Below are 24,640 nucleotides of genomic sequence, written 5' to 3' on the forward strand. Positions count from 1 at the left end.
ATCATGCTGCTGTTGCTCGGAGGCTTTCTCATCCTGATGCTGCTCGGCGTTCCCGTGGCGATCGCCATGGCCGCGTCGTCGCTGCTCTACATCCTGGTCAGCGGCGTGACGCCCGACGTCACGCTGGCGCAGCGCATGATCGCCGGCGTCGAGAGCTTTCCGCTGCTCGCCGTGCCGTTCTTCATCCTGGCCGGCAATCTCATGAACATCGCCGGCGTCACCGGCCGCATCTATAAATTCGCGGTCGCCCTGGTCGGCTGGATGCGCGGCGGCCTCGGCCACGTCAACATCATCGGCTCGGTGATCTTCTCCGGCATGTCCGGCACCGCGATCGCGGATGCCGCCGGTCTCGGCACCATCGAGATCAAGGCCATGAAGGATCACGGCTACTCCACCGAGTTCTCGGTCGGCGTCACCGCGGCCTCCGCGACGCTCGGCCCGATCATCCCGCCGTCGCTGCCCTTCGTGATCTACGGCATGATGGCGAACGTCTCGATCGGCGCGCTGTTTTTGGGCGGCGTCATTCCCGGCGTCGTCCTGACGTTGTTCATGATGGCGACGGTCACCTATTTCGCGCACAAGAACAAATGGGGCAGTGACACGCCGTTCTCCTGGCCGCAGCTCGGTTCGGCCGGCCTCGAGATCGCCATCGTGCTGGCGTTCCCGATGGCGATCTGGCTGATGGTGCTTGCGGGCATGTCGGTCAACATGGCAGTCGTCATCGGCCTCGGCACGCTGCTGATCATCGACTGGTATTTCGACTTCTCGGCGGTGATGGCGCTGATGGCGCCGGTGATCCTGATCGGCGGCATGACGCTCGGCTGGTTCACGCCGACGGAAGCCGCGGTCGCCGCCGTGATCTGGTCGCTGTTCCTCGGCCTCGTCCGCTACCGCACCATGACCTTGAAGACGGTGGCGAAGGCGACCTTCGACACCATCGAGACCACGGCCTCGGTGCTGTTCATCGTCACGGCGGCTTCGATCTTCGCCTGGCTGCTGACGGTGTCGCAGGCGGCGCAGACGCTGTCGGACTGGATGCTCAGCGTCACCCACAACAAATGGGTGTTTTTGGCGCTCGCCAACATCCTGATCCTGTTCGTCGGCTGCTTCATCGACACCACGGCGGCGATCACCATCCTGGTGCCGATCCTGCTGCCGATCGTGCTCAAGCTCGGTATCGACCCGATCCACTTCGGCCTGATCATGACGCTGAACCTGATGATCGGCCTGTTGCATCCGCCGCTCGGCATGGTGCTGTTCGTGCTCGCCCGCGTGGCAAAACTCTCGGTCGAGCGCACCACGGTCGCGATCCTGCCCTGGCTGGTGCCGCTGATGCTCGCCCTGATCGCAATCACCTACATCCCCGAACTGACCCTCTGGCTGCCTAAATACATGGGACTCTCCAAATGACCTCCGTTGCTCTCGCCGCTACCCTGTTCGGGCCCGAAGATCTGCGCATGGTCGAGCATCCGCTCGACAAGCTCGCGGACGGCATGGTGCGCATCCGCTTCGGCGCCGGCGGCATCTGCGGTTCGGACATGCACTATTTCCGCCATGCCCGCACCGGCGATTTCGTGGTGAAGTCGCCGCTGGTGCTCGGCCACGAGATTTCGGGCGAGGTCGTGGAGATCTCCGGGGCGGCCGCGAATTTGAAGGTCGGCGACCGCGTCGCCGTCAATCCGTCGCGCTGGTGCGGCCATTGCGTCGCCTGCCGCGAGGGCCGGCCGAACCTGTGCGAGAACATCTACTTCATGGGCTCGGCCTCGAAGACGCCGCACATGCAGGGCGGTTTTGCGAACTATTTCGACGCGATCCCCGCGCAGTGCGTGAAGATTCCCGACCATGTGTCCTACCAGGCCGCAGCCCTGGCCGAGCCGCTTTCGGTCTGCCTGCACGCGGTGGCGCGTGCCGGCAATATTGAGGGCAAGCGCGGCATCATCTTCGGTGCCGGCCCGATCGGGCTTCTGACCATGCTCGCCGCGCACCGCGCCGGCATGGCCGATGTGACGGTCGCCGACATCGCGCCGGCACCGCTGGCTTTTGCGACCAAGCTCGGCGCCTCGCATGTCGAGAACGTCTCGGCCGGCGAGGAAGGTCTGAAGGCGCAAGCCGCCGCGCGCCCCTACGACGTTGCGTTTGAAGTCTCCGGCACGGCGGCGGGCCTTGCGAGCGCCATCGGCATCGTCAGGCGCGGCGGCATCGTGGTGCAGATCGGCAATCTGCCGGGCGGCCAGATCCCGACGCCGTCGAATGCGGTGATGGCGAAGGAGATCGACCTGCGCGGCTCGTTCCGCTTCGGCTTCGAATTCTCAACCGCCGTGGAACTGATCTCCAATGGCAGCGTCGACGTGCTGTCGCTGGTCACGGCCGAGCGTCCGCTGTCGACCGCGCCCGATGCGCTCAGGCTGGCGCTCGACCGCTCGCAGAGCGTCAAGGTCGTGCTGACCGCGAACTGATCGGAGGGATCCATGATGTTAGAGGGATGGCGCTGGTACGGGCCCGACGATCCTGTGTCGCTCGACGATGTTAGGCAGGCCGGAGCGACCGACATCGTCTCGGCGCTGCATCAGGTGCCGATCGGCGAGGCCTGGACCCGCAAGGCGGTCGAGGAGCGCAAGAACTTCATCGAGCGCGGCCAGCCGGGGCGCTCGCAGCTGACCTGGTCGGTGGTGGAATCGATTCCGATCCCCGACGACGTCAAGCGGCTCGGCGGCAAGGCGACCAAGTCGATCGAGGCCTGGATCGCGAGCCTCGAAGCTGTCGCGGCCTCTGGCATCAAGATCATCTGCTACAATTTCATGCCTGTGGTCGACTGGTGCCGCACTGACCTCGAGTGGGAGCTGCCGAACGGGGCCCGCGCCATGCGCTTCGACCAGGACCGCTTTGCCGCCTTCGAGCTGCATATCCTCAAGCGGCCGGCTGCCGTACAGGAATATTCACCTGAGCAGCAGGCGCGCGCGAAAAAGCTGTTCGACCAGATGAGCCAGGCCGATATCGATTATCTCGTCATGGTCATTGCCAGCGCGCTGCCCGGCTCGACCACCGAGCCGATGACGATCCCGCAATTCCGCGACCGGCTCGAGACCTATCGCGACATCGCGCCAAAGATCCTGCGGCAGCATCTCGCCGAATTCCTCGGGCGCGTGACGCCGGTGGCCGAGCAGCTCGGGGTGTCCTTGACCCTGCATCCGGACGACCCGCCGCGGCCGCTGTTCGGCCTGCCGCGCATTGCCTCCTCAGCCGACGATTATCAGGCGCTGTTCGACGCCGTACCGTCGAAGGCCAACGGCATCTGCCTGTGCACGGGCTCGCTCGGCGTGCGCGCTGAGAACAATCTGCCTGAAATGGCCGAGCGTTTCGGCCCGCGCATTGGGTTCGCCCATCTCCGCGCCACCAAGCGCGAGGCCGACGGGCTGTCGTTCTACGAATCCGATCATCTCGACGGCAACGTCGACATGGTCGCGGTGCTCAAGGCGCTGCTCAAGGAGAACGCGCGGCGTGCACCGGACAAGCAAATCGTGTTTCGCCCCGATCACGGCCACCGCATGCTCGACGACCTCGCCGCCACCAAGCGCACCAACCCCGGCTACACCGCGATCGGCCGCCTGCGCGGTCTCGCCGAGCTTCGCGGCGCGATCCGCGCGATCGAGCATCGGTGATAGAGGCGGGGCTCGGCGACGGCCGACATCGCATCACCCGATGGCGAAATCTGCCGCCGTCTCGGCGTGAATGGCCGTCGTGTCGAAGGTTTCCACTGATGTGTCGTCAGGGCCGACCAGCATCGTGATCTCGGTGCAGCCGAGGATGATGCACTCCGCACCGGCGGCGACCAGCGCTGCCATCACCTCCTGGTAGCGGTGGCGCGAGGGATCGGCGACAACCCCAAGGCACAGCTCCTCGTAAATGATGCGGTTCACGTCGGCGCGCGCCTCAGTGGGAGGAACCAGCACGTCGAGATCATGCGCGCGCAGCCGGTCGATGTAGAAGTCCTCCTCCATCGTGAACTTGGTGCCGAGCAGCCCGACCCGCCGATATCCTTTCGCCCGGATCCGCTTAGCCGTCGCGTCGCCAAGGTGGATGAATGGAACGGTCACGCTGGAGATGATGTCGGGCGCCAGCTTGTGCATCGTGTTCGTGCACAGCACGATCGCCCGCGCGCCGGCGCTTTCGAGACGCCGCGCGACCTCCGCCAGGCTGGCCGCCGCCTCGCTCCAGCGACCCGCGTATTGCATCTGCTTGATCTCTTCGAAATCGTAGGAATACAGCAACAGTGGAGCCGAGTGCAGCTTGCCGATGCGGTCGCGGACCCGCTCATTGATGAGCTTGTAGTAGAGCGCCGTGCTCTCCCAGCTCATGCCCCCGATCAGACCGATGGTTTGCATCCGGTGTCCTCGACGATTTGGTTTCGGCCGGATCGTAAACGAAGACGTCGAAGCCCGGTAGCCCATCGCTTGATTGCGGCTTAATGCACCGTCAGGCCTAACCATCTCAGCGCTCGTAGCCCGGATGGAGCGTTAGCGTAATCCGGGGCCTTCGCCCGGCATCTCACACCGTCCCGGATTACGCTGGCGCTCCATCCGGGCTACGCCATCGTGGCTGTGTCGCCCGCTGTCAATCCAGAAGTGCAAAAATATTCCACTTTACCGAAATTCGGGTTCGGCGTATGTGTCGCCTATCCTGATCCGGCACAAGGGGCGGTCGTACGTCGTCACGAGCCGCGGATCGGGGAGCGGTGGACGCGGCAGCGTCGTGCACGAGAGGCGGGAGCAGGGCGGGAGAACCCCGTGAGGTCCCGGCGGCGTGCGGACGAACGGCGCTGATCCGTACGGCCAAATCGCGTGGTCCTGGCTGTCGTTGCTACAGCCAAGCCTTGCGGAGGTGCGCCGAGCCCGACCGGGCGAAGCGCGCCGCCAATTCGCGGGGTGACGGAGGCAAGCAGGAACTCGTCTCCGGGGAGAGCGCGCCATACGCCGTCAGACCATCGCGCAGGGAAGGCCGGACGTTTCGGCTTCACCTGTTGATCCGTTGTGCATTGCGTGTGCATCTCATCGCACGACGGACCCGCGGGTGCCAGCCGGCGCCCGGCCTTCCCTGCGCCCTTTCTGTTGAGGGGGATGCGGAGCGCAAAGCTCGGGCGGAAGCGCCGCGGGAATGCGAAAGCGTGTCTGCATGTCACAAACTCCGACATCGTAGGGTGGGCAAAGCGCAAGCGTGCCCACGCATCTCGTGCCGCATTTGAATCTGATGGGCACGGCGCAGTGCGCCTTTGCCCACCCTACGGCACTGTGTCTGGGCCATAAGCGCGTTCACGCGCGTCTTCGACGCGCTAACAGGCGTTGCGTCCGGGACAGGCAGGCGGCGGTGTATCAACCGCACTCCTTCCATCAAGCCCACAAATGGGCGGTCGTGCAAACGGCAAAGGCGGGCATGACGCCTGCGCAGGGGGCGAAAAGCCTTTCGATCTTGCGCGCTCTACCTGCCTGTCCTACGCCAGCGTCGAACCAAATGATCGAGAGGCGGTGAGGCGCATCGCCCAAGCCTTGATCGCCAGAGCCTTGAGGGAGCCGTCATGACCATCCGCAACACCCGCACCGGGGGCCAGATCCTGATCGATCAGCTCGTCGCCCAGGGCGTCGAGCGCGTCACCTGCGTGCCGGGCGAGAGCTATCTCGCCGCGCTCGATGCGCTGCATGACAGCCCGATCGACGTCATGATCTGCCGCGCCGAGGGCGGCGCGGCGATGATGGCGGAGGCCTATGGCAAGCTCACGGGCCGGCCCGGCATCTGCTTCGTCACCCGCGGCCCCGGCGCGACCAATGCCAGCCACGGCGTCCACATAGCGATGCAGGATTCGACGCCGATGATCCTGTTCGTCGGCCAGGTCGACACCGGCATGCGCGAGCGCGAGGCGTTCCAGGAGCTGGACTACAAGGCGGTGTTCGGCACCATGGCGAAGTGGGCGGTCGAGATCGATCGTCCCGATCGCATTCCGGAGCTGGTGGCGCGCGCCTTCCGCGTCGCCATGCAGGGCCGTCCCGGTCCCGTCGTGATCTCGCTTCCCGAGAACATGCTGACCGAGACCGCCGCCGTAGCCGATGCCATGCGCATCGAGCCTGCCGTGAGCTGGCCCGCGCCGACCGATATCGAAAAGCTCGGTGCCATGCTCGCCGGCGCCAAGGCGCCGCTCGTCATCCTCGGCGGCTCGCGCTGGACCGATGACGCCACCAAGAGCATTGCCCGCTTTGCCGAGCGCTTCGACCTGCCGGTCGCGACCTCGTTCCGCCGGGCCTCGCTGATCGATGCCGACCATTCGCATTATGCCGGCGATCTCGGCATCGGGCCGAGCCCGGGCCTGAAGGCGCGCATCGATAACGCCGATGTCGTACTTCTCGTCGGCGGCCGCATGTCGGAGATGCCGTCCTCGTCTTACACGCTGCTCGATATTCCGAACCCGCAGCAGAAGCTGATCCATGTGCATCCGGGCTCCGAAGAGCTCGGCCGCGTCTATCAGCCGACGCTCGCGATCCAGGCGACGCCCGCCGCGTTCGCCGCCGCGGTCGAGACGCTCAAGCCATCAGGCGCGGTGGCCTGGAAGGGCGAGGCCGCCAAGGCGCACGCCGATTATCTCGCCTGGACCGAGAAGGCCCGCGAGCTGCCGGGCACGTTCCAGTACGGCCAGGTCATGACCTGGCTGCGCGACCGGCTGCCGAAGGACGCGATCGTCTGCAACGGCGCCGGCAATTATGCCGGATGGATTCACCGCCATCACCGCTTCCACAGCTTTGCGGCGCAGCTGGCGCCGACCTCGGGCTCGATGGGATATGGCGTGCCGGCGGCGGTTCTCGCCAAGCGGCAATATCCGGATCGCACCGTGGTCGCCTTCGCCGGCGACGGCTGCTTCCTGATGAACGGTCAGGAGTTCGCGACCGCCGTGCAGTATGACGCGCCGTTGGTCGTGATCGTCGTCGACAATTCGCAATATGGCACCATCCGCATGCACCAGGAACGCGACTATCCCGGCCGCGTCGTCGGCACCCAGCTCAAGAACCCAGATTTCGCGATGTATGCGAAGGCGTTCGGCGGCCATGGCGAGCGCGTCGAGCGCACCGAAGAGTTCGCGCCGGCGTTCGAGCGCGCGCTGGCCTCCGGCAAGCCGTCGATCCTCCACTGCATCATCGATCCGCGCGCGATCTCGGTCGGCAAGGACTTTGCGCCCGCGGTGAAGGCGTAAGCGATGACGACCGGTCGCCACGTTGCGATCATCGGAGCCGGCGCGGTCGGTGTCATCAGCGCCATCGAGGCGCTGCGCGAGGGCCATCGCGTCACGCTGATCGATCCGGGCGAGCCCGGCGGCGAACAGGCGGCGAGCTATGGCAATGCCGGCTGGCTGTCGTCGCATTCGGTGATCCCGCCGGCGGAGCCGGGCATCTGGAAGAAGGTGCCGGGCTATCTAATGGACCCGCTCGGGCCGCTCGCGATCCGCTGGTCGTATTTGCCGAAAGCGCTGCCCTGGCTGGTCAAATATTTGCTCTCGGGCTGGACCGAGGCGCGGGTCGAGAAGACGGCGTTTGCGCTGCGCGACCTGTTGAAGGACGCGCCGCTGCTGCACCGGAAGCTGGCGGAGGAGGCCGGCGTGCCCGAACTGATCGAGCGCAACGGCGTGATGCATGTGTTTCCGTCGCGCGGCAATTTCGACAACGATCTCGGCTGGCGCCTGCGCAAGAAGGTCGGCGTCGAGTGGATGGAGCTCAACGCCGACGAGATGCGCCAGCGCGAGCCCGATCTGCATGCGCGCTACACCTTTGGCGTGGTGGTGGAGGAGGCCGGGCGCTGCCGCGATCCCGGTGCTTATGTCGCGGCGCTTGCCAATCATGCGATCGCGAGCGGCGCCCAGCATGTGCGGGCCAAGGCGACGGGCCTAAAGCTGTCCGGCGACAAGCTCGTGGCCGTCCTTACCGAGACCGGCGAGATCGCCTGCGATGCTGCCGTCGTCGCGGCCGGAGCCCGCTCGAAGCAGCTCACCGCATCGGTCGGCGATCCCTTGCCGCTCGAGACCGAGCGCGGCTACCATGTCATGATCGAGCACCCGGAATCAGGTCCGCGCAGCTCGATGATGGCATCCGACGCCAAGATGGTGGTGAACTGGACCAACAAGGGCCTGCGCGCCGCCGGCACGGTCGAGATCGCGGGCCTTCAGGCCGCGCCGAACTGGAAGCGCGCCGAGATATTGCGCAACCACCTCATCAGCATGTTTCCAAAACTTCCGAAAGATATTCCGCCCTCGCGCATAAAAACCTGGTTCGGGCATCGGCCGAGCATGCCCGACGGGCGTCCTTGCATCGGCTATGCGCGCGCCTCGCGCGACATCATCTATGCCTTCGGCCATGGCCATGTCGGCCTGGTCGGCTCGGCCCGCACCGGCCGGCTCGTGGCGCAGCTCCTCAGCGGCAAGCCGCCTGAGATTCCGCTGGCGCCGTTTGCGCCTGAACGTTTCCTCTGAGGTCGCAACATGACCCATTCAGCCAATTTACCCTCTCGCATCGCCCGCGGCGGCAAGGCCATCTATGGCGCGCCGCTCGGCATCTTGATGCTGGAAGCGCGCTTCCCCCGCATTCCCGGCGACATGGGCAACGGCACGACCTGGCCGTTTCCGGTGCTCTATCGCGTGGTGAGCGGCGCTTCGCCGGAGAAGGTGGTGCTGAAGGGCGCGGCGGGCCTGCTGCCCGACTTCATCGATGCCGCCAAGGATCTGGTCCGGCTCGGCGCCGAGGCCATCACCACCAATTGCGGCTTTCTCTCGCTGTTCCAGAAGGAGATCGCCGCCGCAGTCGGCGTTCCCGTCGCGACCTCGTCGCTGATGCAGGTGCCGTGGGTGCAGGCGACCTTGCCGCCGGGCAAGCGCGTCGGCCTCGTCACGGTGTCGGGCTCGACCTTGACGCCGGCCCATCTCGAAGGCGCCGGCGTGCCGCTCGACACGCCGCTGGTCGGCACCGAGAACGGCAAGGAATTCTTCCGCGTCCTGATCAAGGCCGAGAAGGACGACATGGACATCGCGCAGGCCGAGCGCGACGTGGTCGAGGCCGGCAAGCAGCTCGTCGCCAAAAATCCCGATGTCGGCGCGATCGTGCTCGAATGCACCAACATGCCGCCTTATGCGGCAGCGCTTCAGGCCGAGGTCGGCCTGCCGGTCTACGACATCTATTCCATGATCACCTGGTTTCACGCCGGACTGCGCCCGCGCGTCTTTGCGTGATTCCGATCGTCGCAAAGGCTTGAACAACTTCTGCTAGCTCTGCCCCCGCGCATTGCCATCGCGCCCGCGTCCCCCCTATATTCGGCTGTGTTCGAGCCCAAGTGCAACTTATGAACAGCAACGTGGAACTCGCTTCCGACAGTATCGTCGATCGTGTCTATGAACAGCTCAAGGCAATGGCCGTGAGCTACGCGTTCAAGCCGGGCGAACGGCTCAACGAAGGCGAGCTGGCCAAACGCCTCGGCGTCAGCCGTACGCCGCTGCGAGAGGCGCTGAACCGTCTCAACACCGAGGGTTTCCTGCGCTTCACGCCGGGCAAGGGTTTCTTCTGCCGCGAGCTCGACGCGCGCGAGATCTTTGATCTCTACGAGCTGCGCAAGTCGATCGAGGTCGCCTCGATCCGCCTTGCCATCAAGCGCGCCAGGGACGAAGATATCGACTCGCTCTTGAAGTTCCTCGAAGCCACCGGCCCCGATCCCGGCGAGCGCTCCTCGCTGGAGCAGGTTGAGCTCGACGAGACCTTTCACGAGCGGCTGATGGCGATGTCTGAAAATGCCGAGATGCTGCGCGTGCTGCGCAACGTCAACGCCCGCATCCGCTTCGTGCGCTGGATCGACATGGACCGCGTCAACCGCTCCAACACGCAAGGCGAGCACCGCGCCGTGGTCGAAGGCCTCAAGGCGCGCAATGAGGGGACTTGCGTCTCCGTGCTGGAAAAGCACATCGACCGCCGCCTCGACCGCATCACCGCCGCGATCAAGGAAGGCTACGCGCAGATTTACATGCCGGCGACGACGCGGTCGGCGGCGAATTGAGGTTCTCTTATCTGGAGTGAGACCATGAAGCTATCCGGTAAGGTCGCCGCCATCACTGGCGCAGCGCGCGGCATCGGCAAGGCCTGCGCGAAGAGATTTTTGGATGACGGCGTCAAGGTCGTGATCTCGGATGTCGATGCCGAGGGCCTCGCCAAGACGGCTGCCGAGCTCGGACATCCGGAGGCCTTGCGCACCGTTGTCGGCAACGTCGCCAGGCGCGCCGACGTCGACCAGCTTGTCGCCACCGCCGTGAAAGAGTTCGGCCGGCTCGACATCATGGTCAACAATGCCGGCGTCGCCCGCAACCGGGACATCTTGGAGATATCCGAGGAGGAATTCGACGAGATCATCGGCATTAATCTGAAGGGCGCGTTCTTCGGCGTCCAGGCCGCGGCGAAGCAGATGATCGCGCAAGGCGGCGGCGGGGTCATCATCAACATGTCCTCGGTGAACGCGCTGCTGGCGATCCCGGCGCTGGCGACCTACGCGATGTCCAAGGGCGGCATGAAGCAGCTCACCTCGGTCGCCGCGGTCGCGCTCGCCCCGCACAACATCCGCGTCGTCGCGGTCGGGCCGGGCACGATTTTGACCGACATGGTGGCGTCGTCGATCTACACCTCGGAGGACGCGCGCAAGACCGTGATGTCCCGCACGCCGGCAGGCCGCGGCGGCGAGCCGAGCGAGGTGGCCTCGGTCGTCGCGTTCCTGGCGAGCGACGATGCGTCCTACATCACGGGGCAGACGATCTATCCGGATGGCGGAAGGCTGGTCCTGAATTACACGGTGCCGGTGAAGGACAAGTAGGCCCTCACTCCGCCGCAACCGTCATCCCATAGCCGAGCCGCTTCGAGATTCCGCCGGCACAATCCCGCAGAGCATGCGCGATCGGGCTGTCCCAGCGCGCATCGAACGTGCCTTCGGGTCCCATCGCCGTGATGACCAGCGCGACATGGCCGGAATGATCGAACACGGGGGCCGAGAACGCGTTGACGCCGGGCAGGGGATCGCCGAGCGCGCGGGCGAGACCGTGCTTGCGGACCTCAGTCAGCATCTCGGCGACCTTCGGGCCCTTCACGGTGCGCTTCGGATTGTAGCCGACGCCGTGACGATCGAGCCCGCTCTCCAGCGCGGCGTTGATGGTCTTCTCCGGCAGGAACGCCGCAAAGGCGCGGCCCGTGGCCGTCTCCAGCAGCGCCATCACCGACCCCGCGCGCATCACGATGTGGACCGGCTGGGCTGGCTCTTCGAGCTGGACGACGGTCGGGCCGTAGGTGCCCCAGACTGCCAGTGAGACCGCATGTCCGATCTGGCTCGCGAGCGCGGCGATCTTCGGCCTTGCGATGCGCACGCCGGAGAGCCGGCGCAGGCTGATCAGGCCAAGCTCCAGCGCCAGCGCGCCGATCTCGTAGCGGCCGGTGGTCTCGTCCTGCTCGATCAGCCCGATGCGGGAGAAGCTGGCGAGGTAAGGGTGCGCCTTGGCGGGCGACATGCCGGCCTCGCGCGCGAGATCGCGCAGCATCATCGGCTCGCCACACCTTGCGAGCGCGCGGAGCAATTCTCCGCCGACCTCGATGGACTGGATGCCGCGGCTTTCCCTCTTCATGCGCCTCCTGGCGTGGCTTACGCCGCGTCGCGCTTGGCGGCGCTGTCGGCGAGATGACGCCCGGCAATGTAGCCGAAGGTCAGCGCTGGCCCAAGCGTAATGCCGGCCCCCGGGTAATTGCCGCCCATGATGCTCGCCATGTCGTTGCCGGCGGCATAGAGCCCGGGAATGACCCGGCCCTCGGCATCGAGCGCCCGCGCGTTCGCGTCGGTGACGATGCCGGCATAGGTGCCGAGATCGCCGACCACCATCTTGATGGCATAGAACGGCCCGTTCTCGATCGGCGCGACGCAAGGGTTCGGGCCGTGCATCGCGTCGCCCTGGTAGCGGTTATAGGCCTTCGAGCCCTTGCCGAAGGCGGCATCATGGCCTTGCGGCGCGGTGGCATTGAACTGCTTGACGGTATCGATGAACGCCGCCGCGTCGATGCCGGTCTTGGCCGCCAGCGCCTCCAGCGTATCGCCGCGCATGAGATAGCCGGTATCGAGGTGATGACCCAGCGGCATCGGGAAGGGCGGCACGCAGCCGAGGCCGTATTTGCGCAGCGTCTTGTGATCGCAGACGAGGAAGGCGGCGATCTCCTCGCCGGGCTTGGCGGCCTTGATCATGGCCTGAACGAAGTCGTGATAGGAATTGCCCTCATTGGCAAAGCGCTTGCCGTCGCGCATCACCGCGATCACGCCGGGTTTGGCGCGATCGATGAAATGGGGCATCACGCCCTTCGAGCCGTCCTTGCGCGTGGTCAGCGACACCGGCACCCAGGCCGCCGCGTTCGGCAGTCGATTCTCGACTTGGCCGCCAGCGGATTCTGCGAGACGCAGTCCATCGCCGATGTTGCCGGTCGGCCCCGGCGAGAAATGCTCGTTGCCGGTCGGTGCGTGCGGAAACATCTTTCTGCGGCGCTCGACGTCATGCGGGAAGCCGCCGCAGGCGAGCACGACGCCCTGGCGTGCGCGGATTCGCACCTCGCGTCCCTCGCGCGAAACGATCGCGCCGGTGACCGCGCCGTTCTCGACCGTCAGCTCGCGCACCGGCGAGGACAGCCACATCGGAATCTTCAGATCCTGCGCGGATTTCGCCAGCCGTCCGGCGAGCGCATTGCCGTTGGTCAACGTCATGCCGCGGCCGTAGCGCAGCACGTCCATCAGGTGACGCGACAAGCGCTTGGCGACGTAGACCGCGGAGGTCAGCGACTTCGTCACCCGCATGAAGTGGATGATCTCCTTGCCGCTTCCCAGCATCATGCCGAACACGGTCAGCTCGGGGAGCGGCATGCCCAGCGTCTTGATGAGGTCGCCGAGCTCGCGGCCGTCGAACGGGCGCGTTACCATGGAGCGACCGCCTTGCGCGCCGCCCGGAGCTTCGGCGTGGTAGTCGGGGAACACCAGCGGCATGTCGAAGCGGAGCGCGGTCTTGGTGGTGAAGAAATCGACGGCCTCGGGGCCGGCCGAGAGAAATGCATCGACGCGCGCGGCGTCGTAATTGTTGCCGGCCTCATGCCGCAAATAGGTGCGGGCCTGCTCCGGCGTCTCCGCGATGCCGTAGGCCTTTGCCAGCGAGGTGCCGGGAATCCAGAGCCAGCCGCCGGAGCGGGCGGTGGTGCCGCCGAAGCGCGGCTCCTTCTCGACGATCAAGACGTCGAGGCCGCGATGGCGCGCGGTGATCGCGGCCGACATGCCGGAGCAGCCGGATCCGGCCACGAGCACATCGCACTCGTAAATCTCAATTGCGCTATGCTCGCTGCCGGTCATCTTGGCCTCACTTCTTCAGGAGCGGACATTTGGACTCGGAGACCGGGCGGAAGGCGTCCTCGCCCTTCACGGTCTTGACGATGTCCAGATAGTCCCACGGCTCCTTCGACTGCTCGGGCTTCTTCACCTTGGCGAGATACATGTCGCGGATGACGCGGCCGTCCTCGCGCAACTTGCCGCCATGGACGAATGTATCCTCGATCGGCAGCTCGCGCATCTTGGCCATCACCTTGGCGGAATCGTCGGTGCCGGCCGCCTTGATGGCCTTGAGATAGTGCAGCACCGAGCCGTAGACGCCGGTCTGGATCATGGTCGGCATCACCTTGGTGCGCTCGTAGAACTTCTTCGACCAGGCGCGCGTTGCCTCGTCCATGGCCCAGTACGAGGCCGTGGTCATGTAGGTGCCCTGCGCGGCCTTGAGGCCGATCGCGTGCACGTCGGTGTCGAACATCAAGAGGCCGACGAGCTTCTGGCCGCCCTGGACGAGGCCGAACTCGCCCGACTGCTTGATCGCGTTGTCGGTGTCCTGGCCGGCATTGGCGAATGCGACGACGTCGGATTTCGAGCTTTGCGCCTGGAGCGCGAAGGAGGAGAAGTCCGCGGTGTTGGTCGGATGCTTCACGCCGCCCAGGACCTTTCCGCCCATCTCGTTGACGAAGCGCGTAGCGTCCTTCTCGAGCTGCTGGCCGAAGGCGTAGTCCGCGGTGATGAAGTACCAGGACTTACCGCCCTCCTTGATCACGGCGGAGGCCGTCACCTTCGACAGCGCGTAGGTATCGTAGGTGAAGTGCACGGTGTTCGGGCTGCACAGCTCGTCGGTCAGCGAGCTTGCGCCGGGGCCCGAGAGCAGCGCGACCTTGCCCCGCTCGCGCACCATGTTGTGGACGGCGATCGCGATGCCGGAATTGGGGATGTCGACGACCGCGTCGACCTTGCCGTTGTCGAACCAGCCGCGCACGATCTGCACGCCGACGTCGGTCTTCATCTGGTGATCGGCGCTGATGATCTCGATCGGCTTGCCGAGCACGGTCGGCCCGAATTCTTCCACCGCCATTTTCGCGGCCTCGACCGAGCCCGGCCCTGAGTTGTCGCGGCCCCAGCTCGACAGATCCGTCAGCACGCCGATCCGCACCGCGTCGTCGGAGACTTGTGCAGTGGCCGCTGTGGTCATGGCTGCCGAAGTCATGGCCGCGAGCATGGCGCAGGCCAGAAGCCCTCTCATCGTCGTTTCCTCTCTTTTATTGGCCGCATGGCGCGGCTGGCTGTTCTTGAGATAAATTAGATATAAGCAAATTAGTTTGTCAATGATGAATTAGGCATTGGAATGAGTTCCTCTCGGCGGGTCGGACGACAGGGGGCACCGCTGCTTCAGCACCCGTCATTGCGAGCGCAGCGACTTGTCCGCCGAAGCCTTGGCGAAGGCGGAAGCAATCCAGACTCCACGGAGGCAGCCTGGATTGCTTCGTCGCAAGAGCTCATCTCAAGAAGGATGTTGCGACACAGGCGCACAAAATCCCGCGTTGTTATCCTGTGAGAGCCATCACCCCTGCAGGTTGCAACCCTCGGCACGATTGGCCATGATGCTCTCGGGAATCTCTGGGGCAGGGCATGACGGCAGCAACGGAAGTCTCCGCGGCGGCGGAGAAATCGACGACGGCGCATGTGGTGTGGGCGAGCGCGCTCGGCACCGCCATCGAATGGTACGACTTCCTGATCTACGGCACGGCGGCGGCGCTGGTCTTCAACAAGCTGTTCTTCCCGAGCTTCGATCCCTTCGTCGGCACGCTGGCGGCGTTCTCGACCTATGCGGTCGGTTTCGTGGCGCGGCCGATCGGCGGCGCCATCATCGGGCATTACGGCGACCGGCTCGGTCGCAAGACCATGCTGGTCGCGACCATGATCGCGATGGGGCTCGGCACCTTCCTGATCGGCTGCCTGCCGACCTACAACCAGATCGGCGTGTGGGCGCCGATCCTGCTCATCGTGCTGCGCTTCGTCCAGGGCATCGGCCTGGGCGGCGAATGGAGCGGCGCGGTCGTCATGGTGATCGAGCATGCCGGCAATCGCCGCGGCTTCTATGGCAGCCTGGTGCAGATCGGCTTTCCCGTCGGTGTTGCCGCTTCGACCGGCATTTTCGGCTTGATGACCAAGCTGCCCGAAGCCGATTTCCTGAGCTGGGGCTGGCGCGTGCCGTTCCTGATCAGCATCCTGCTCGTCGGTGTCGGCTTCATCGTGCGGCTCAAGCTTGCGGAGACGCCGCACTTCAAGGAGGTGGTCGAGCGCAAGGAGGTGCTGGCGCAGCCGGTGCTGGAAGTGCTCCGCCGCGACTGGCGCAGCTTTCTGCTGGCGATCGGCATCACGGTGTCGGAGGTCGGGCTTGCTTATCTCCTCACCGTCTTCACGGTGGTCTATGCCACGACGAAGCTCGGGCTGCCGCGCCAGGTGATCCTGGATGCCGTGGTCTATGCCGCCCTCGTCGAGTTCGCGACGTTGCCGCTCGCCGGCTGGCTGTCCGACATCTTCGGGCGCAAAGCGCTGTATCTCGCCGGCGGCGTGTTCTCGGTGGCGTTGGCGTTTCCGTTGTTCTGGTTCCTCGATACGAAGGAGCCGGCGCTGATCACGCTGGCGCTCGTCGTCACGATGACGCTGACACATGCGCTGCTGTTCGGGCCGAAGGCCGCGTTCATGCCGGAGCTGTTCCGCACCCAGGTCCGCTACAGCGGAGCCTCGCTCGGGGCCAATGTCGCAGCGGCGCTGAGCGGCGGCTTCTCGCCGCTGATTGCGACCGCGCTGCTGGCGTGGGCCGGCTCGTACTGGGCCGTGTCCGTCTACATCATCGCACTCTCGATCATCACGATCGTCGCGACGCTGATGGCGCCGGAGACGGCGCGGAGTTCGCTGAAATCATGATGTCGATCATCTCGCGACTCAAGGTGTAGCGGACGGGCCATTGGCCTGCCGGTCGTTTGGTTCTAAGAACGCCCTTGAGGAAACTTCCCCCAAGCCAGGGAACAGAACCATGACGAAGACGTCTCGACGTGACGTGCTCACTGCCGCAGCCGCGATGACCGCGGCGGGCATCGCCGAAGCGGCGCCGGCCGCAGCGCAGGCCGGACCGAAGCCGATCTTTCCGGTGCCGATGGTCACGATCCCGATCGTCGGCGAGAGCCAGGTGTTTCAGGTCCGCCGCATCTACTGCATCGGGCGCAACTACGCCGCGCACGCGATCGAGCGCGGCTCGGACCCGAACCGCGAGCCGCCGTTCTTCTTCCAGAAGCCGACCGACGCGATCCAGAACGTCGCGGTCGGCGAGGTCGCCGATCATCCCTATCCGTCACTGACCAAGAACTATCATCACGAGGTCGAGCTGGTCGCCGCGCTGAAATCAGGCGGCACCAATATCCCGGTCGATCAGGCACTCGACCACGTCTATGGCTACGCGCTCGGCCTCGACATGACCCGGCGCGACCTCCAGAACGGCATGGCCGCGGAGAAGAAGCCCTGGGAGATCGGCAAGAGTTTTGACCACGCCGCGGTGATCGGCCCGATTCATCCGGCCAGCAAGACCGGGCATTTCGACAAGGGCGCCATCTCGCTGGCGATCAACGGCACGGTGAAGCAGAACTCGGATCTCAGCAAGATGATCTGGAACGTGGCCGAGCAGATCGCAAAGCTGTCGGAAGCCTTCGAATTGAAAGCCGGCGATATCATCTATTCCGGCACGCCGGAGAATGTCGGTCCCGTCGTGAAGGGCGACGTGCTGCTGTGCAAGCTCGAGGGCTTGCCGGATATGTCGATCAAGATCGTGTAGTTGCTCTCGCTTCGTCCCGCGCGGCGGGGCGAACGCGTTTGAGAGCAGTTCCTGCGGCCACCCTTCGAGACGCCCGCTTTAGGCGGGCTCCTCAGGATGAGGACGGATGCGTAGCGGCAGTTCAACGGGTACGATGCTGCTTAGCCTCATCGTGAGGAGACTGCGAAGCGGTCGTCTCGAAGGACGAGGCGCGCGGCGAGGTGTTGCCGAAGTCAAATGCGACGACCCTCCCGCTCGCGAGGAGAGGGAAACCATCGTCAATCCGCTGCCGGGTTCCACCAGTCGATTGCCATTAGTTGGCCGGCAAGCGAACCTCCTGTGGCCATATTTGAGAACGAGTGATTTCCCGCGAGGGAGGCGCTCCGATGACCAAGGCTCTAATTACTGCTGTCGCAATGCTGGCGTGTGTGCCCGTGAGCGCGGTTGCGCAGGAGCGCGCGGGCGATGCGGCGCTCGGCGCCGTCTCCGGCGCGGTCGTGCTGGGCCCAGTCGGTGCGGTTGCCGGAGCCTTGATCGGCTACACTGCTGGACCGTCAATCGCTCGGTCCTGGGGTATGAGAGGTTCTCACTCGGCAGGACATCGGCCGCCGCCGCGCCGCGCGGCCGCGACCAGAAGCCCGACGCGCACCCGCGAGGCGATGGCAGCCAACGGTCAGATGCGAGCTGCCGGCAATCCGGCTCCGCCGGTTCAGGCCGCTCCCGCCGCTCCGGCGCAAGCCTCGGCGCCGCCGGTTCAGGGGTTCGACTAAGGCCGCAGCTTCAAGCCGACGCTTTCGGCCGCAGCCCCCGGCTGCCTAGGGCTGGCCGAGGATCTTCTTCGCGGCGCGAAGATGCGGCTTGTCGATCATCTGGCCGTCGAGCCGCAGCGTGCCGGAATTGGGATTGCTGGCGAATGCCGCGATCACTTTTTCCGCCCAGGTGCGTTCGGCCTCGGTCGGTTCGAACGCCGCGTTGACGACATCGACGTGCTTGGGATGGATCAGCGCCTTGGCGGAAAACCCGTCGCGGCGCGCCGCGCGTGTTTCCTGCTCGAGACCGGCGAGGTTGTCGATGTCGGTATAGACCGTATCGATTGGCGCCACCTCGGCCGCAGCCGCCGCCATCAGGCAGAGATCGCGCGCGAGACGATAGGGGCTGTGGAACACGCCGCCGGAGGCCTTCTCGGTGGCGCCGAGCGAAGCCGAGAGATCTTCAGCGCCCCACATCAGGCCGGCGAGGCGAGAGGAGCAGCCCTTGTAGCTGCCGAGCCCGAAGATCGAGCCCGCGGTTTCGGTCGCCACGCAGACGATGCGGGTGGTGCCGATCGCGATGCCGGCCGCGGCTTCCAAGGCTTCGAGCCAGGTTGCGACCTGCCTTACGTCATCACCGCCCTGCGATTTCGGCAGCACGATGCCGTCGGGCCTGCCCGGCATCACCGCGGCGAGATCGGCGAGCGTCATGCCGGTGTCGAGCGCGTTGACGCGGACATAGAGCTGGTGCGAGCCGCGTTGGCCCTTGAGCATCGTCAGCGTCAACCCGCGCGCCTCCGCCTTCTTCTCGGTGACGACGGAATCCTCGAGGTCGATGATCAGCGCGTCGGCCTTGCCTTCGCTCGCCTTCTCGAATTTGCGCGGGGAATCGCCCGGCACGAACAGCATCGAACGCATCAGACCGGCCTCTTGTGCATCATCGCCATGCGGCGGCATTTGCCGACGATCTCGTCGTTCTGGTTCAAGGCATGGTGCTCGAACTCGACGATGCCGGCTTTGGGCCGCGATTTGGATTCCCGCACCGAGAGCACCTTTGTCGTGGCCCGTAACGTGTCGCCATGGAAGACCGGTTTTGGAAAGGTGACGTCGGTCATGCCAAGATTGGCAACGGTGGTCCCCATGGTCGTATCATAGACCGTCATGCCGATCATGATGCCGAGGGTGTAAAGGCTGTTGAAAATGCGCTGGCCGAACTCGGTCTTTTCGGCGAAATGCGCATCGATGTGCAGCGGCTGCGGATTGAGCGTCAGCAGGCTGAACATGGTGTTGTCCATCTCCGTGACGGTCCGGGTTAGCGGATGCCTGAACTCCTGGCCTACGGAAAAGTCTTCGAAATAAAGTCCGGCCATCGCGGTTTCCTCCCTGCGAAATAACGGCGCGCTAATAGCTTTACGTCGCATGACCCTATGCATGGTAGACACACTTGATAGACAAATTCACGTATCTGTACGCGGTTTTTCGAGCTAAGAACCCAGGCAAGGGCACGTCAGGGCGCGAAGCAAGCGGCCCGGCCTTTGAGCGGGGAACGCGAAGAGACGGGAGATGGCGGTCGCGGCTCCCGAAAAGGAGATCAAGAACATGGATTTCGCGCTCACCGATCAGCAGGAAGCCATTCGCGATGCCATCGCCAAGATCTGCGAAGGCTTTCCGGATGCCTACTGGCTGAAGAAGGACCATGACGGCGGCTTCCCGCACGATTTTCATAAAGCACTTGCCGACGCCGGCTGGCTCGGCATCTGCGTGCCGGAGGAATATGGCGGCTCGGGGCTCGGCATCACCGAAGCTGCGATCATGATGCGCACCATCGCCGAATCCGGTGCCGGCATGTCCGGCGCATCCGCCGTGCACATCAACGTGTTCGGACTCAATCCCGTCGTCGTGTTCGGCACCGAGGAGCAGCGGAGGCGCATGTTGCCGCCGATGGTGGAGGGCCGTGAGAAGGCCTGCTTCGCCGTCACCGAGCCCAACACCGGCCTCAACACCACGCAGCTCAAGACCCGCGCGGTCGCCAAGAACGACCGTTACATCGTCAACGGCCAGAAGGTGTGGATCTCGACCGCGCAGGTCGCGCACAAGATCCTGCTGCTGGCCCGCACCACGCCGCTGGAGGAGGTGCGTTCGCCGACCCATGGCCTCAGCCTGTTCTACACCGATTTCGACCGCAACAAGATCAAGGTCCACGAGATCGAGAAGATGGGCCGTAAGATCGTCGATTCCAACGAGCTGTTCTTCGAAGATTTCGAGATCCCGATGGAGGATCGCATCGGCGAAGAGGGCAAGGGTTTTCAGTACATCCTCGAAGGCATGAACCCCGAGCGCATCCTGATCGCGGCGGAGGCGGTCGGCCTCGGCAAGCTGGCGCTGGCGCGGGCCACGGAATATGCCAAGACGCGCGTGGTGTTCAACCGTCCGATCGGCAAGAACCAGGGCATCCAGCATCCGCTCGCGGTGAATTGGGTCGAGCTCGAGGCGGCCTGGCTGATGGTGATGTCGGCGGCGTGGCAGTACGACAAGGGCATGCCGTGCGGCGCTGCGGCCAATGCCGCAAAATACCTTGCGGGCGAAGCGGGCTTCACGGCCTGCGAGCAGGCCGTGATGACTCATGGCGGCTTCGGCTACGCCAAGGAATTCCATGTCGAGCGCTACTTGCGAGAAGTGCTGATCCCGCGCATCGCGCCGGTCAGCCCGCAACTCGCGCTCAGCTTCATCGCGGAGAAGGTTCTGGGGCTCGCGAAGTCGTACTGAACGAGCCTTGTGCGCAAACCAAATCGGCCCGCCTATTCGGCGGCGATCCGCTCCATCGCCATGGCGCGAAGCCTGGCGCGCTGGATCTTGACGCCGTTGGCGCTGTCGGTGACGGGGAAGGCCTCCACGACATAGATCCGGGCCGGGATCTTGTAGCCGGCGAGCCGCTCGCGCAGGCGCGCGACCAGCATCTCCTGCATTGGCGGCTCCTTCGCCGGGATCACGAAGGCGACGCAGCGCGCCTGACCCTTGAGATCGACTGCAACCACCTGGGCGTCGGCCACGCCGGCACAGGATTTGAGCTCGTCCTCGATCTCGCCGGGTGCGACGAGGAAGCCGCCGAGCCGCATGGCGTCGCCCGCGCGGGTCTCGTAGACGAAGGAACCGTCGCCGCGCAACCGGCCGATGTCGCCGGTGCGGAAGAACCCGTCCGCGGTGATCGCATCGCGCGTCGCATCCAGGTTGTTGAAATAGCCGAGGAAGCGTGACGGCGCGCTGATCTCGATCTCGCCGGAAACGCCTTCGGCCGCAAGTTCGCCGGTCTCGGTGTCGCGCACGCGCACGCTTGCCTCGGGTGACATCGGCCAGCCGCCGCCCTCAATTCGGTCGGAAAAGGTGTCGCTGGTGCGGGTGATCGAGAATAGGGCCTGAACCTCGCTCGACCCATAGAGGCCGAACAGCGGCAGGCCGCGCGCCTCGGCCTCCGCAGCAAGCTCGCGCCAGCCAGGCTGGAATGCGGCAAAGCCGCAGACTTCGAGATGCGGGAATGGGTGTGGCGCATCGTTGAGGGCGAGGATACGCCGGAACATCTCGTCCGAGCCGAACGAGTGGGTGACTTTGTGCTCGCCGAGGATCTTCAGCGCCGGCGCCGCCTCGAAGGCGTCGAGCACGTGAATGGTTGCACCGGCTGCGACAAAGCCGAGCAGGCTCGTCATGCCGAACGTGCCGCAGAACGGAAGCATGGCCAGCAGCGCGTGACGCTGCGGATCAAGCTGAAGCGCGTGGGCAACGGAGGTGGCGTGCGTGGCCAGCGTGCGCTGCGAATGCGCAACCAGCTTCGGCCCCTTGGTAGTGCCCGATGTCGTGTAGAGCAGTACCGGAAGATCGACGTCATCTTGAGCTGGCGCCGGCGGATAGGGCGTGTCGAAGGCATCGAAGCGCACGCAGGGCCAGTGCGCAGGGATCGCATCCGCGCCGATCACCGCGAGCCGTTGCAGCGCGGGAGTTTCGTCCTTGGCGACATCCGCGAGGATCGCGGCAAAATCCACCGAGCGGAATGCGGCCTCGACCACCATCAGCCTGGCGCCGGACAAACGAAGCAGATGCGCGACTTCCGCGCTGCGATAGCGGGTATTGACGGCCGCGACGATCGCGCCAAGGCGGGCGGCGGCGAACAGCAGCGTGACCCATTCGATCCGGTTGACCAGCCAGATCGCGATCACGTCGCCCTTGCCGATGCCTTGCGCCGCAAGCCAGGCCGCGGTTTGCTCGATCCTTTCGGAGAACTCAGCTCGCGAGACCCACGTGCCGTCGCATACGAAGGCGGGATCGGCGGCGGCCTCGGTCCGGATCAGCGATTGCAGCGAAAACGCGTTGGCACTCATGGCAAGGGGAGTAACCCGATCGCGCCAACCTGTCTACTTGGTGCCGAACATCCGGTCGCCGGCATCGCCCAGGCCCGGCACGATGTAGCCGTGGTCGTTGAGCCGCTCGTCGATCGCGGCGGTCCAGATCGGCACGTCCGGATGCTCGCTCTGGAATTGCGCGATGCCCTCGGGCGCGGCCAGAAGGCACACGAAGCGGATGTCGCGGGCGCCGCGAGCCTTGAGCAGGGAGGCGCCGGCGCAGGCCGAGTTGCCGGTCGCCAGCATCGGATCCATCAGGATCACGGTGCGATCCGACAGGTCCTGCGGCGCCTTGAAGTAATATTCCACGGCTTGCAACGTCTCGGGGTCGCGGTAGAGCCCGATATGGGCGATGCGCGCCGAGGGCATCAGCGCCAGCATGCCGTCGAGGAAGCCGACGCCGGCGCGCAGGATCGGCGCCAGCGTGAGCTTCTTGCCGGCGATCTTGGGCGCCTGCATCGGCGCGATCGGCGTCTCGATCTCGACCAGCTCCAGCGGCAAATCCCGGGTCACCTCATAGCCAAGCAGCATCCCGATCTCGTTCAGGATCTCGCGAAAGCTCTTGGTCGAGCGGTCCTTCTCCCGCATCAGCGAGAGCTTGTGCTGGACCAGGGGGTGGGCGACGACGTTGACATTGCCAGTGCTCATGCAACCGCTCTACACGGTTCCCTAGAATTGCGCCAGATCGGCCGGGTCTTTTCCGCCGGACAGGCGGCGTCAACCGGGCATCGCCACCGCGCTGCGCGCCCGGCTGCTCGTCTCATAGGCAGCCATGGTCAGTTCACGGTCGATCGCCATACGCATCGCGTCCGTGGCCGGTTGGCGCAGGCGCTTCTTTGCGGTTGCATGCGACGGCTTGTGGATCGCGCGCAATGCCACGATGACCTCCTCGAGCGTGATGTCGACCCTCTCCGGCGCGACCACGCGATCGAGAAAGCCGGCGGTCAGCGCCTCCTCGGGCTCGTACATTTCGCCGAGCGTGACGGTGCGGCTGAGCCAGGCCGGATGCAGGCGGCTGCGCGCGAGCTCGATGGCAAAGCTCGGCGGCGCGATGCCGATCGCGACCTCGTTCAGCCCCATGCGGTGCGGCCCGCGCGCGCCCAGCCTGACGTCGCAGGCGAGCAGCAGAAACGTTCCCATCGGAAAGGCATGACCTTCCATCACGCCGATTGTCGGATGCGGAAACGACATCAGCCGCAGCGCGAGCTCGGCGCCGGCGCGGACCATCTCGAGGCTCTTGGCGGCATCGCCGGCGGCGAACACCTTGAGATCGAAGCCGGCGGAGAAGATGCCGGGCCGCGCCGAGCGCAGCACCACGATCTCGGCTTCCGTCTCGGCCCGGTCGAAGGCGGCGCCGATCTCGCCCAGCATGGTGGTCGACATCACATTGACCTTGCCGTCGTCGAGCCCGATCCGCGCGACGCCGTCGTTTACCTCGAAGGTCACTCCCATTGGCATTTGCCTCTCCTGTTATGATCCAGGCTTGACTGTCGGAGGCTGATGTAGACCAATCAATATAATTTCGTGCGAGGGGGAGAGCGCCATGCCGGCCGTGCCAAAACACCGCCAGCCCATCATCAATGCCGCGGTGACGCTGTTCCGCCGCCAGGGCTTTGCCCGGACCGGCCTGAACGACATCGTCGACGTCAGCGGTGCACCAAAAGGCTCGCTCTACCATTACTTTCCGGATGGAAAATCCTCCATCGCGGTGGCGGCGGTGGAGGAGGCGGGCCGCCGCGTCGCGGCGACGGTCGCCAAGCTCGCGGAAGAGTGCAGCTCGACCGCCGACCTCTTGCGAGCGCACGCAAGACTACTGGCGGGGTGGATGCAGGGCTCCGGCTTTCGCAACGGCTGCCCGATCACGACCGTGCTGCTCGAGCTTGCGCCGCGCGAGCGTGCCGTGTCCGATGCCGGTCGCAAGGCCTATGCGGCGCGACTGTCCATCCTGCGTGACAAGCTTGTCGCTGACGGCTTCGTCAGATCTCGTGCGGAAACACTTGCCGTGCTCTGCACGTCGTCGCTCCAGGGTGCGCTGATCCATGCCCGCGTCGAGCGCAGCGGCCGGCCGATCGAGGTCACCGCGGCGGAATTGGCGCGGCTGATCGAGCGGGAAGCGAGGAGCTAGACGCCGAGCCCGCGCGCGACAAGCGTGATCACGAGCGTCAGGATCGCGCCCCAGATCAGGCTCAGCGTCATGGTCAGGATGGTCATTGTGACCGCCTGCTCGAGATTTCCCTTGAACGGCTGCATGCTAGCCGTCCGAGGCCGGGCGCGCGGTGACCCGCATG

The 24,640-nt window shown here is 65.4% G+C and carries 23 protein-coding genes; 13 read left to right on the forward strand and 10 right to left on the reverse strand.

Annotated features, from left to right (window positions below; all coding sequences use genetic code 11):
• Positions 1-3 precede the first annotated feature (3 nt).
• The 3 genes from CV770_RS06595 to uxuA are packed head-to-tail and all read left to right on the forward strand — an operon-like array spanning position 4 to position 3,659.
• Entirely contained in the window at positions 4-1,410 is a 1,407-nt protein-coding gene (locus tag CV770_RS06595; protein ID WP_104461725.1) for a TRAP transporter large permease, read from the forward strand.
• On the forward strand, positions 1,407-2,456 hold the full coding sequence (locus CV770_RS06600) for an L-idonate 5-dehydrogenase (RefSeq protein ID WP_104461726.1): 1,050 nt from the start codon (positions 1,407-1,409) through the stop codon (positions 2,454-2,456). The genes CV770_RS06595 and CV770_RS06600 overlap by 4 nt, the downstream gene beginning before the upstream one ends.
• A gap of 12 nt (positions 2,457-2,468) precedes the next feature.
• Positions 2,469-3,659, forward strand: a complete 1,191-nt coding sequence (gene uxuA / locus CV770_RS06605; RefSeq protein WP_104461727.1) for a mannonate dehydratase — start codon at positions 2,469-2,471, stop codon at positions 3,657-3,659.
• Positions 3,660-3,692: 33 nt separating this feature from the next.
• Here the strand turns inward: uxuA and CV770_RS06610 are convergent, their stop codons facing one another.
• On the reverse strand, positions 3,693-4,382 hold the full coding sequence (locus CV770_RS06610) for an aspartate/glutamate racemase family protein (RefSeq protein WP_104461728.1): 690 nt from the start codon (positions 4,380-4,382) through the stop codon (positions 3,693-3,695).
• A 1,187-nt stretch (positions 4,383-5,569) separates the two neighbouring features.
• On the opposite strand from CV770_RS06610, the gene CV770_RS06620 reads away from it, so the two are divergent.
• From CV770_RS06620 to CV770_RS06640, 5 genes are all read left to right on the forward strand, one after another.
• Positions 5,570-7,231, forward strand: a complete 1,662-nt coding sequence (locus CV770_RS06620; RefSeq protein WP_104461729.1) for a thiamine pyrophosphate-binding protein — start codon at positions 5,570-5,572, stop codon at positions 7,229-7,231.
• 3 nt (positions 7,232-7,234) lie between these two features.
• Complete coding sequence (locus tag CV770_RS06625; RefSeq protein WP_104461730.1) at positions 7,235-8,500, forward strand: NAD(P)/FAD-dependent oxidoreductase; 1,266 nt, start codon at positions 7,235-7,237, stop codon at positions 8,498-8,500.
• Between the two features lie 9 nt (positions 8,501-8,509).
• Positions 8,510-9,253, forward strand: coding sequence for an aspartate/glutamate racemase family protein (locus tag CV770_RS06630; protein WP_104461731.1), 744 nt, complete (start codon positions 8,510-8,512; stop codon positions 9,251-9,253).
• A gap of 110 nt (positions 9,254-9,363) precedes the next feature.
• Positions 9,364-10,068: a GntR family transcriptional regulator gene (locus CV770_RS06635; RefSeq protein WP_245453687.1), complete on the forward strand. Its 705-nt coding sequence runs from the start codon at positions 9,364-9,366 to the stop codon at positions 10,066-10,068.
• A gap of 24 nt (positions 10,069-10,092) precedes the next feature.
• Positions 10,093-10,872, forward strand: coding sequence for an SDR family NAD(P)-dependent oxidoreductase (locus tag CV770_RS06640; RefSeq protein ID WP_104461733.1), 780 nt, complete (start codon positions 10,093-10,095; stop codon positions 10,870-10,872).
• 4 nt (positions 10,873-10,876) lie between these two features.
• Here the strand turns inward: CV770_RS06640 and CV770_RS06645 are convergent, their stop codons facing one another.
• From CV770_RS06645 to CV770_RS06655, 3 genes are read right to left on the reverse strand one after another with little or no spacing between them, the layout of a single operon-like run.
• Positions 10,877-11,671, reverse strand: coding sequence for an IclR family transcriptional regulator (locus tag CV770_RS06645; protein WP_091960968.1), 795 nt, complete (start codon positions 11,669-11,671; stop codon positions 10,877-10,879).
• 17 nt (positions 11,672-11,688) lie between these two features.
• The gene (locus CV770_RS06650; protein WP_104461734.1) at positions 11,689-13,422 is read right to left on the reverse strand and encodes an FAD-dependent oxidoreductase; all 1,734 of its coding nucleotides are present in this window, start codon (positions 13,420-13,422) and stop codon (positions 11,689-11,691) included.
• A gap of 7 nt (positions 13,423-13,429) precedes the next feature.
• A complete protein-coding gene (locus CV770_RS06655) occupies positions 13,430-14,644 on the reverse strand; it encodes an ABC transporter substrate-binding protein (protein ID WP_104461735.1) in 1,215 nt (404 codons plus the stop codon).
• Positions 14,645-15,030: 386 nt separating this feature from the next.
• On the opposite strand from CV770_RS06655, the gene CV770_RS06660 reads away from it, so the two are divergent.
• The 3 genes from CV770_RS06660 (at position 15,031) to CV770_RS06670 (ending at position 17,982) form a co-directional block, all read left to right on the forward strand.
• Positions 15,031-16,332, forward strand: a complete 1,302-nt coding sequence (locus CV770_RS06660) for an MFS transporter (protein ID WP_104461736.1) — start codon at positions 15,031-15,033, stop codon at positions 16,330-16,332.
• Between the two features lie 109 nt (positions 16,333-16,441).
• Positions 16,442-17,233 carry a fumarylacetoacetate hydrolase family protein gene (locus CV770_RS06665; RefSeq protein WP_104461737.1) on the forward strand — a complete coding sequence of 264 codons (792 nt, stop codon included), beginning with the start codon at positions 16,442-16,444 and terminating at the stop codon, positions 17,231-17,233.
• A gap of 365 nt (positions 17,234-17,598) precedes the next feature.
• Positions 17,599-17,982 (forward strand): hypothetical protein, encoded by a 384-nt coding sequence (locus tag CV770_RS06670; RefSeq protein WP_049814890.1) that lies wholly within the window; start codon positions 17,599-17,601, stop codon positions 17,980-17,982.
• A 45-nt stretch (positions 17,983-18,027) separates the two neighbouring features.
• Here the strand turns inward: CV770_RS06670 and CV770_RS06675 are convergent, their stop codons facing one another.
• On the reverse strand, positions 18,028-18,879 hold the full coding sequence (locus tag CV770_RS06675; RefSeq protein WP_201759724.1) for an HpcH/HpaI aldolase/citrate lyase family protein: 852 nt from the start codon (positions 18,877-18,879) through the stop codon (positions 18,028-18,030).
• Positions 18,879-19,382, reverse strand: coding sequence for a MaoC family dehydratase (locus CV770_RS06680; RefSeq protein WP_349627966.1), 504 nt, complete (start codon positions 19,380-19,382; stop codon positions 18,879-18,881). The genes CV770_RS06675 and CV770_RS06680 overlap by 1 nt, the downstream gene beginning before the upstream one ends.
• A gap of 178 nt (positions 19,383-19,560) precedes the next feature.
• Between CV770_RS06680 and CV770_RS06685 the strand changes: the two genes are divergently transcribed.
• Positions 19,561-20,727, forward strand: a complete 1,167-nt coding sequence (locus CV770_RS06685; RefSeq protein ID WP_104461785.1) for an acyl-CoA dehydrogenase family protein — start codon at positions 19,561-19,563, stop codon at positions 20,725-20,727.
• A gap of 32 nt (positions 20,728-20,759) precedes the next feature.
• On the opposite strand, the gene CV770_RS06690 is transcribed toward CV770_RS06685, so the two are convergent.
• From CV770_RS06690 to CV770_RS06700, 3 genes are all read right to left on the reverse strand, one after another.
• Entirely contained in the window at positions 20,760-22,331 is a 1,572-nt protein-coding gene (locus CV770_RS06690) for an AMP-binding protein (RefSeq protein WP_104461739.1), read from the reverse strand.
• A gap of 33 nt (positions 22,332-22,364) precedes the next feature.
• A complete protein-coding gene (upp, locus tag CV770_RS06695) occupies positions 22,365-23,000 on the reverse strand; it encodes a uracil phosphoribosyltransferase (RefSeq protein ID WP_104461740.1) in 636 nt (211 codons plus the stop codon).
• Positions 23,001-23,069: 69 nt separating this feature from the next.
• Positions 23,070-23,810: a crotonase/enoyl-CoA hydratase family protein gene (locus tag CV770_RS06700; RefSeq protein ID WP_104461741.1), complete on the reverse strand. Its 741-nt coding sequence runs from the start codon at positions 23,808-23,810 to the stop codon at positions 23,070-23,072.
• An 85-nt stretch (positions 23,811-23,895) separates the two neighbouring features.
• Between CV770_RS06700 and CV770_RS06705 the strand changes: the two genes are divergently transcribed.
• Positions 23,896-24,477 carry a TetR/AcrR family transcriptional regulator gene (locus CV770_RS06705; RefSeq protein WP_104461742.1) on the forward strand — a complete coding sequence of 194 codons (582 nt, stop codon included), beginning with the start codon at positions 23,896-23,898 and terminating at the stop codon, positions 24,475-24,477.
• On the opposite strand, the gene CV770_RS43855 is transcribed toward CV770_RS06705, so the two are convergent.
• The gene (locus CV770_RS43855) at positions 24,474-24,602 is read right to left on the reverse strand and encodes a hypothetical protein (protein WP_283808000.1); all 129 of its coding nucleotides are present in this window, start codon (positions 24,600-24,602) and stop codon (positions 24,474-24,476) included. The genes CV770_RS06705 and CV770_RS43855 overlap by 4 nt on opposite strands.
• Positions 24,603-24,640: the final 38 nt, after the last annotated feature.

Source organism: Bradyrhizobium sp. AC87j1 (genome assembly GCF_002936975.1).
Taxonomy (GTDB): domain Bacteria; phylum Pseudomonadota; class Alphaproteobacteria; order Rhizobiales; family Xanthobacteraceae; genus Bradyrhizobium; species Bradyrhizobium shewense.

Bases quoted from the DNA above. Each gene is read 5' to 3' on its own strand.
- CV770_RS06595 (WP_104461725.1), top strand. From the start codon at position 4: ATGCTGCTGTTGCTCGGAGGCTTTCTCATCCTGATGCTGCTCGGCGTT.
- CV770_RS06600 (WP_104461726.1), top strand. From the start codon at position 1,407: ATGACCTCCGTTGCTCTCGCCGCTACCCTGTTCGGGCCCGAAGATCTG.
- uxuA (WP_104461727.1), top strand. From the start codon at position 2,469: ATGATGTTAGAGGGATGGCGCTGGTACGGGCCCGACGATCCTGTGTCG.
- CV770_RS06610 (WP_104461728.1), bottom strand. From the start codon at position 4,382: ATGCAAACCATCGGTCTGATCGGGGGCATGAGCTGGGAGAGCACGGCG.
- CV770_RS06620 (WP_104461729.1), top strand. From the start codon at position 5,570: ATGACCATCCGCAACACCCGCACCGGGGGCCAGATCCTGATCGATCAG.
- CV770_RS06625 (WP_104461730.1), top strand. From the start codon at position 7,235: ATGACGACCGGTCGCCACGTTGCGATCATCGGAGCCGGCGCGGTCGGT.
- CV770_RS06630 (WP_104461731.1), top strand. From the start codon at position 8,510: ATGACCCATTCAGCCAATTTACCCTCTCGCATCGCCCGCGGCGGCAAG.
- CV770_RS06635 (WP_245453687.1), top strand. From the start codon at position 9,364: ATGAACAGCAACGTGGAACTCGCTTCCGACAGTATCGTCGATCGTGTC.
- CV770_RS06640 (WP_104461733.1), top strand. From the start codon at position 10,093: ATGAAGCTATCCGGTAAGGTCGCCGCCATCACTGGCGCAGCGCGCGGC.
- CV770_RS06645 (WP_091960968.1), bottom strand. From the start codon at position 11,671: ATGAAGAGGGAAAGCCGCGGCATCCAGTCCATCGAGGTCGGCGGAGAA.
- CV770_RS06650 (WP_104461734.1), bottom strand. From the start codon at position 13,422: ATGACCGGCAGCGAGCATAGCGCAATTGAGATTTACGAGTGCGATGTG.
- CV770_RS06655 (WP_104461735.1), bottom strand. From the start codon at position 14,644: ATGAGAGGGCTTCTGGCCTGCGCCATGCTCGCGGCCATGACTTCGGCA.
- CV770_RS06660 (WP_104461736.1), top strand. From the start codon at position 15,031: ATGACGGCAGCAACGGAAGTCTCCGCGGCGGCGGAGAAATCGACGACG.
- CV770_RS06665 (WP_104461737.1), top strand. From the start codon at position 16,442: ATGACGAAGACGTCTCGACGTGACGTGCTCACTGCCGCAGCCGCGATG.
- CV770_RS06670 (WP_049814890.1), top strand. From the start codon at position 17,599: ATGACCAAGGCTCTAATTACTGCTGTCGCAATGCTGGCGTGTGTGCCC.
- CV770_RS06675 (WP_201759724.1), bottom strand. From the start codon at position 18,879: ATGCGTTCGATGCTGTTCGTGCCGGGCGATTCCCCGCGCAAATTCGAG.
- CV770_RS06680 (WP_349627966.1), bottom strand. From the start codon at position 19,382: ATGCGACGTAAAGCTATTAGCGCGCCGTTATTTCGCAGGGAGGAAACC.
- CV770_RS06685 (WP_104461785.1), top strand. From the start codon at position 19,561: ATGGATTTCGCGCTCACCGATCAGCAGGAAGCCATTCGCGATGCCATC.
- CV770_RS06690 (WP_104461739.1), bottom strand. From the start codon at position 22,331: ATGAGTGCCAACGCGTTTTCGCTGCAATCGCTGATCCGGACCGAGGCC.
- upp (WP_104461740.1), bottom strand. From the start codon at position 23,000: ATGAGCACTGGCAATGTCAACGTCGTCGCCCACCCCCTGGTCCAGCAC.
- CV770_RS06700 (WP_104461741.1), bottom strand. From the start codon at position 23,810: ATGCCAATGGGAGTGACCTTCGAGGTAAACGACGGCGTCGCGCGGATC.
- CV770_RS06705 (WP_104461742.1), top strand. From the start codon at position 23,896: ATGCCGGCCGTGCCAAAACACCGCCAGCCCATCATCAATGCCGCGGTG.
- CV770_RS43855 (WP_283808000.1), bottom strand. From the start codon at position 24,602: ATGCAGCCGTTCAAGGGAAATCTCGAGCAGGCGGTCACAATGACCATC.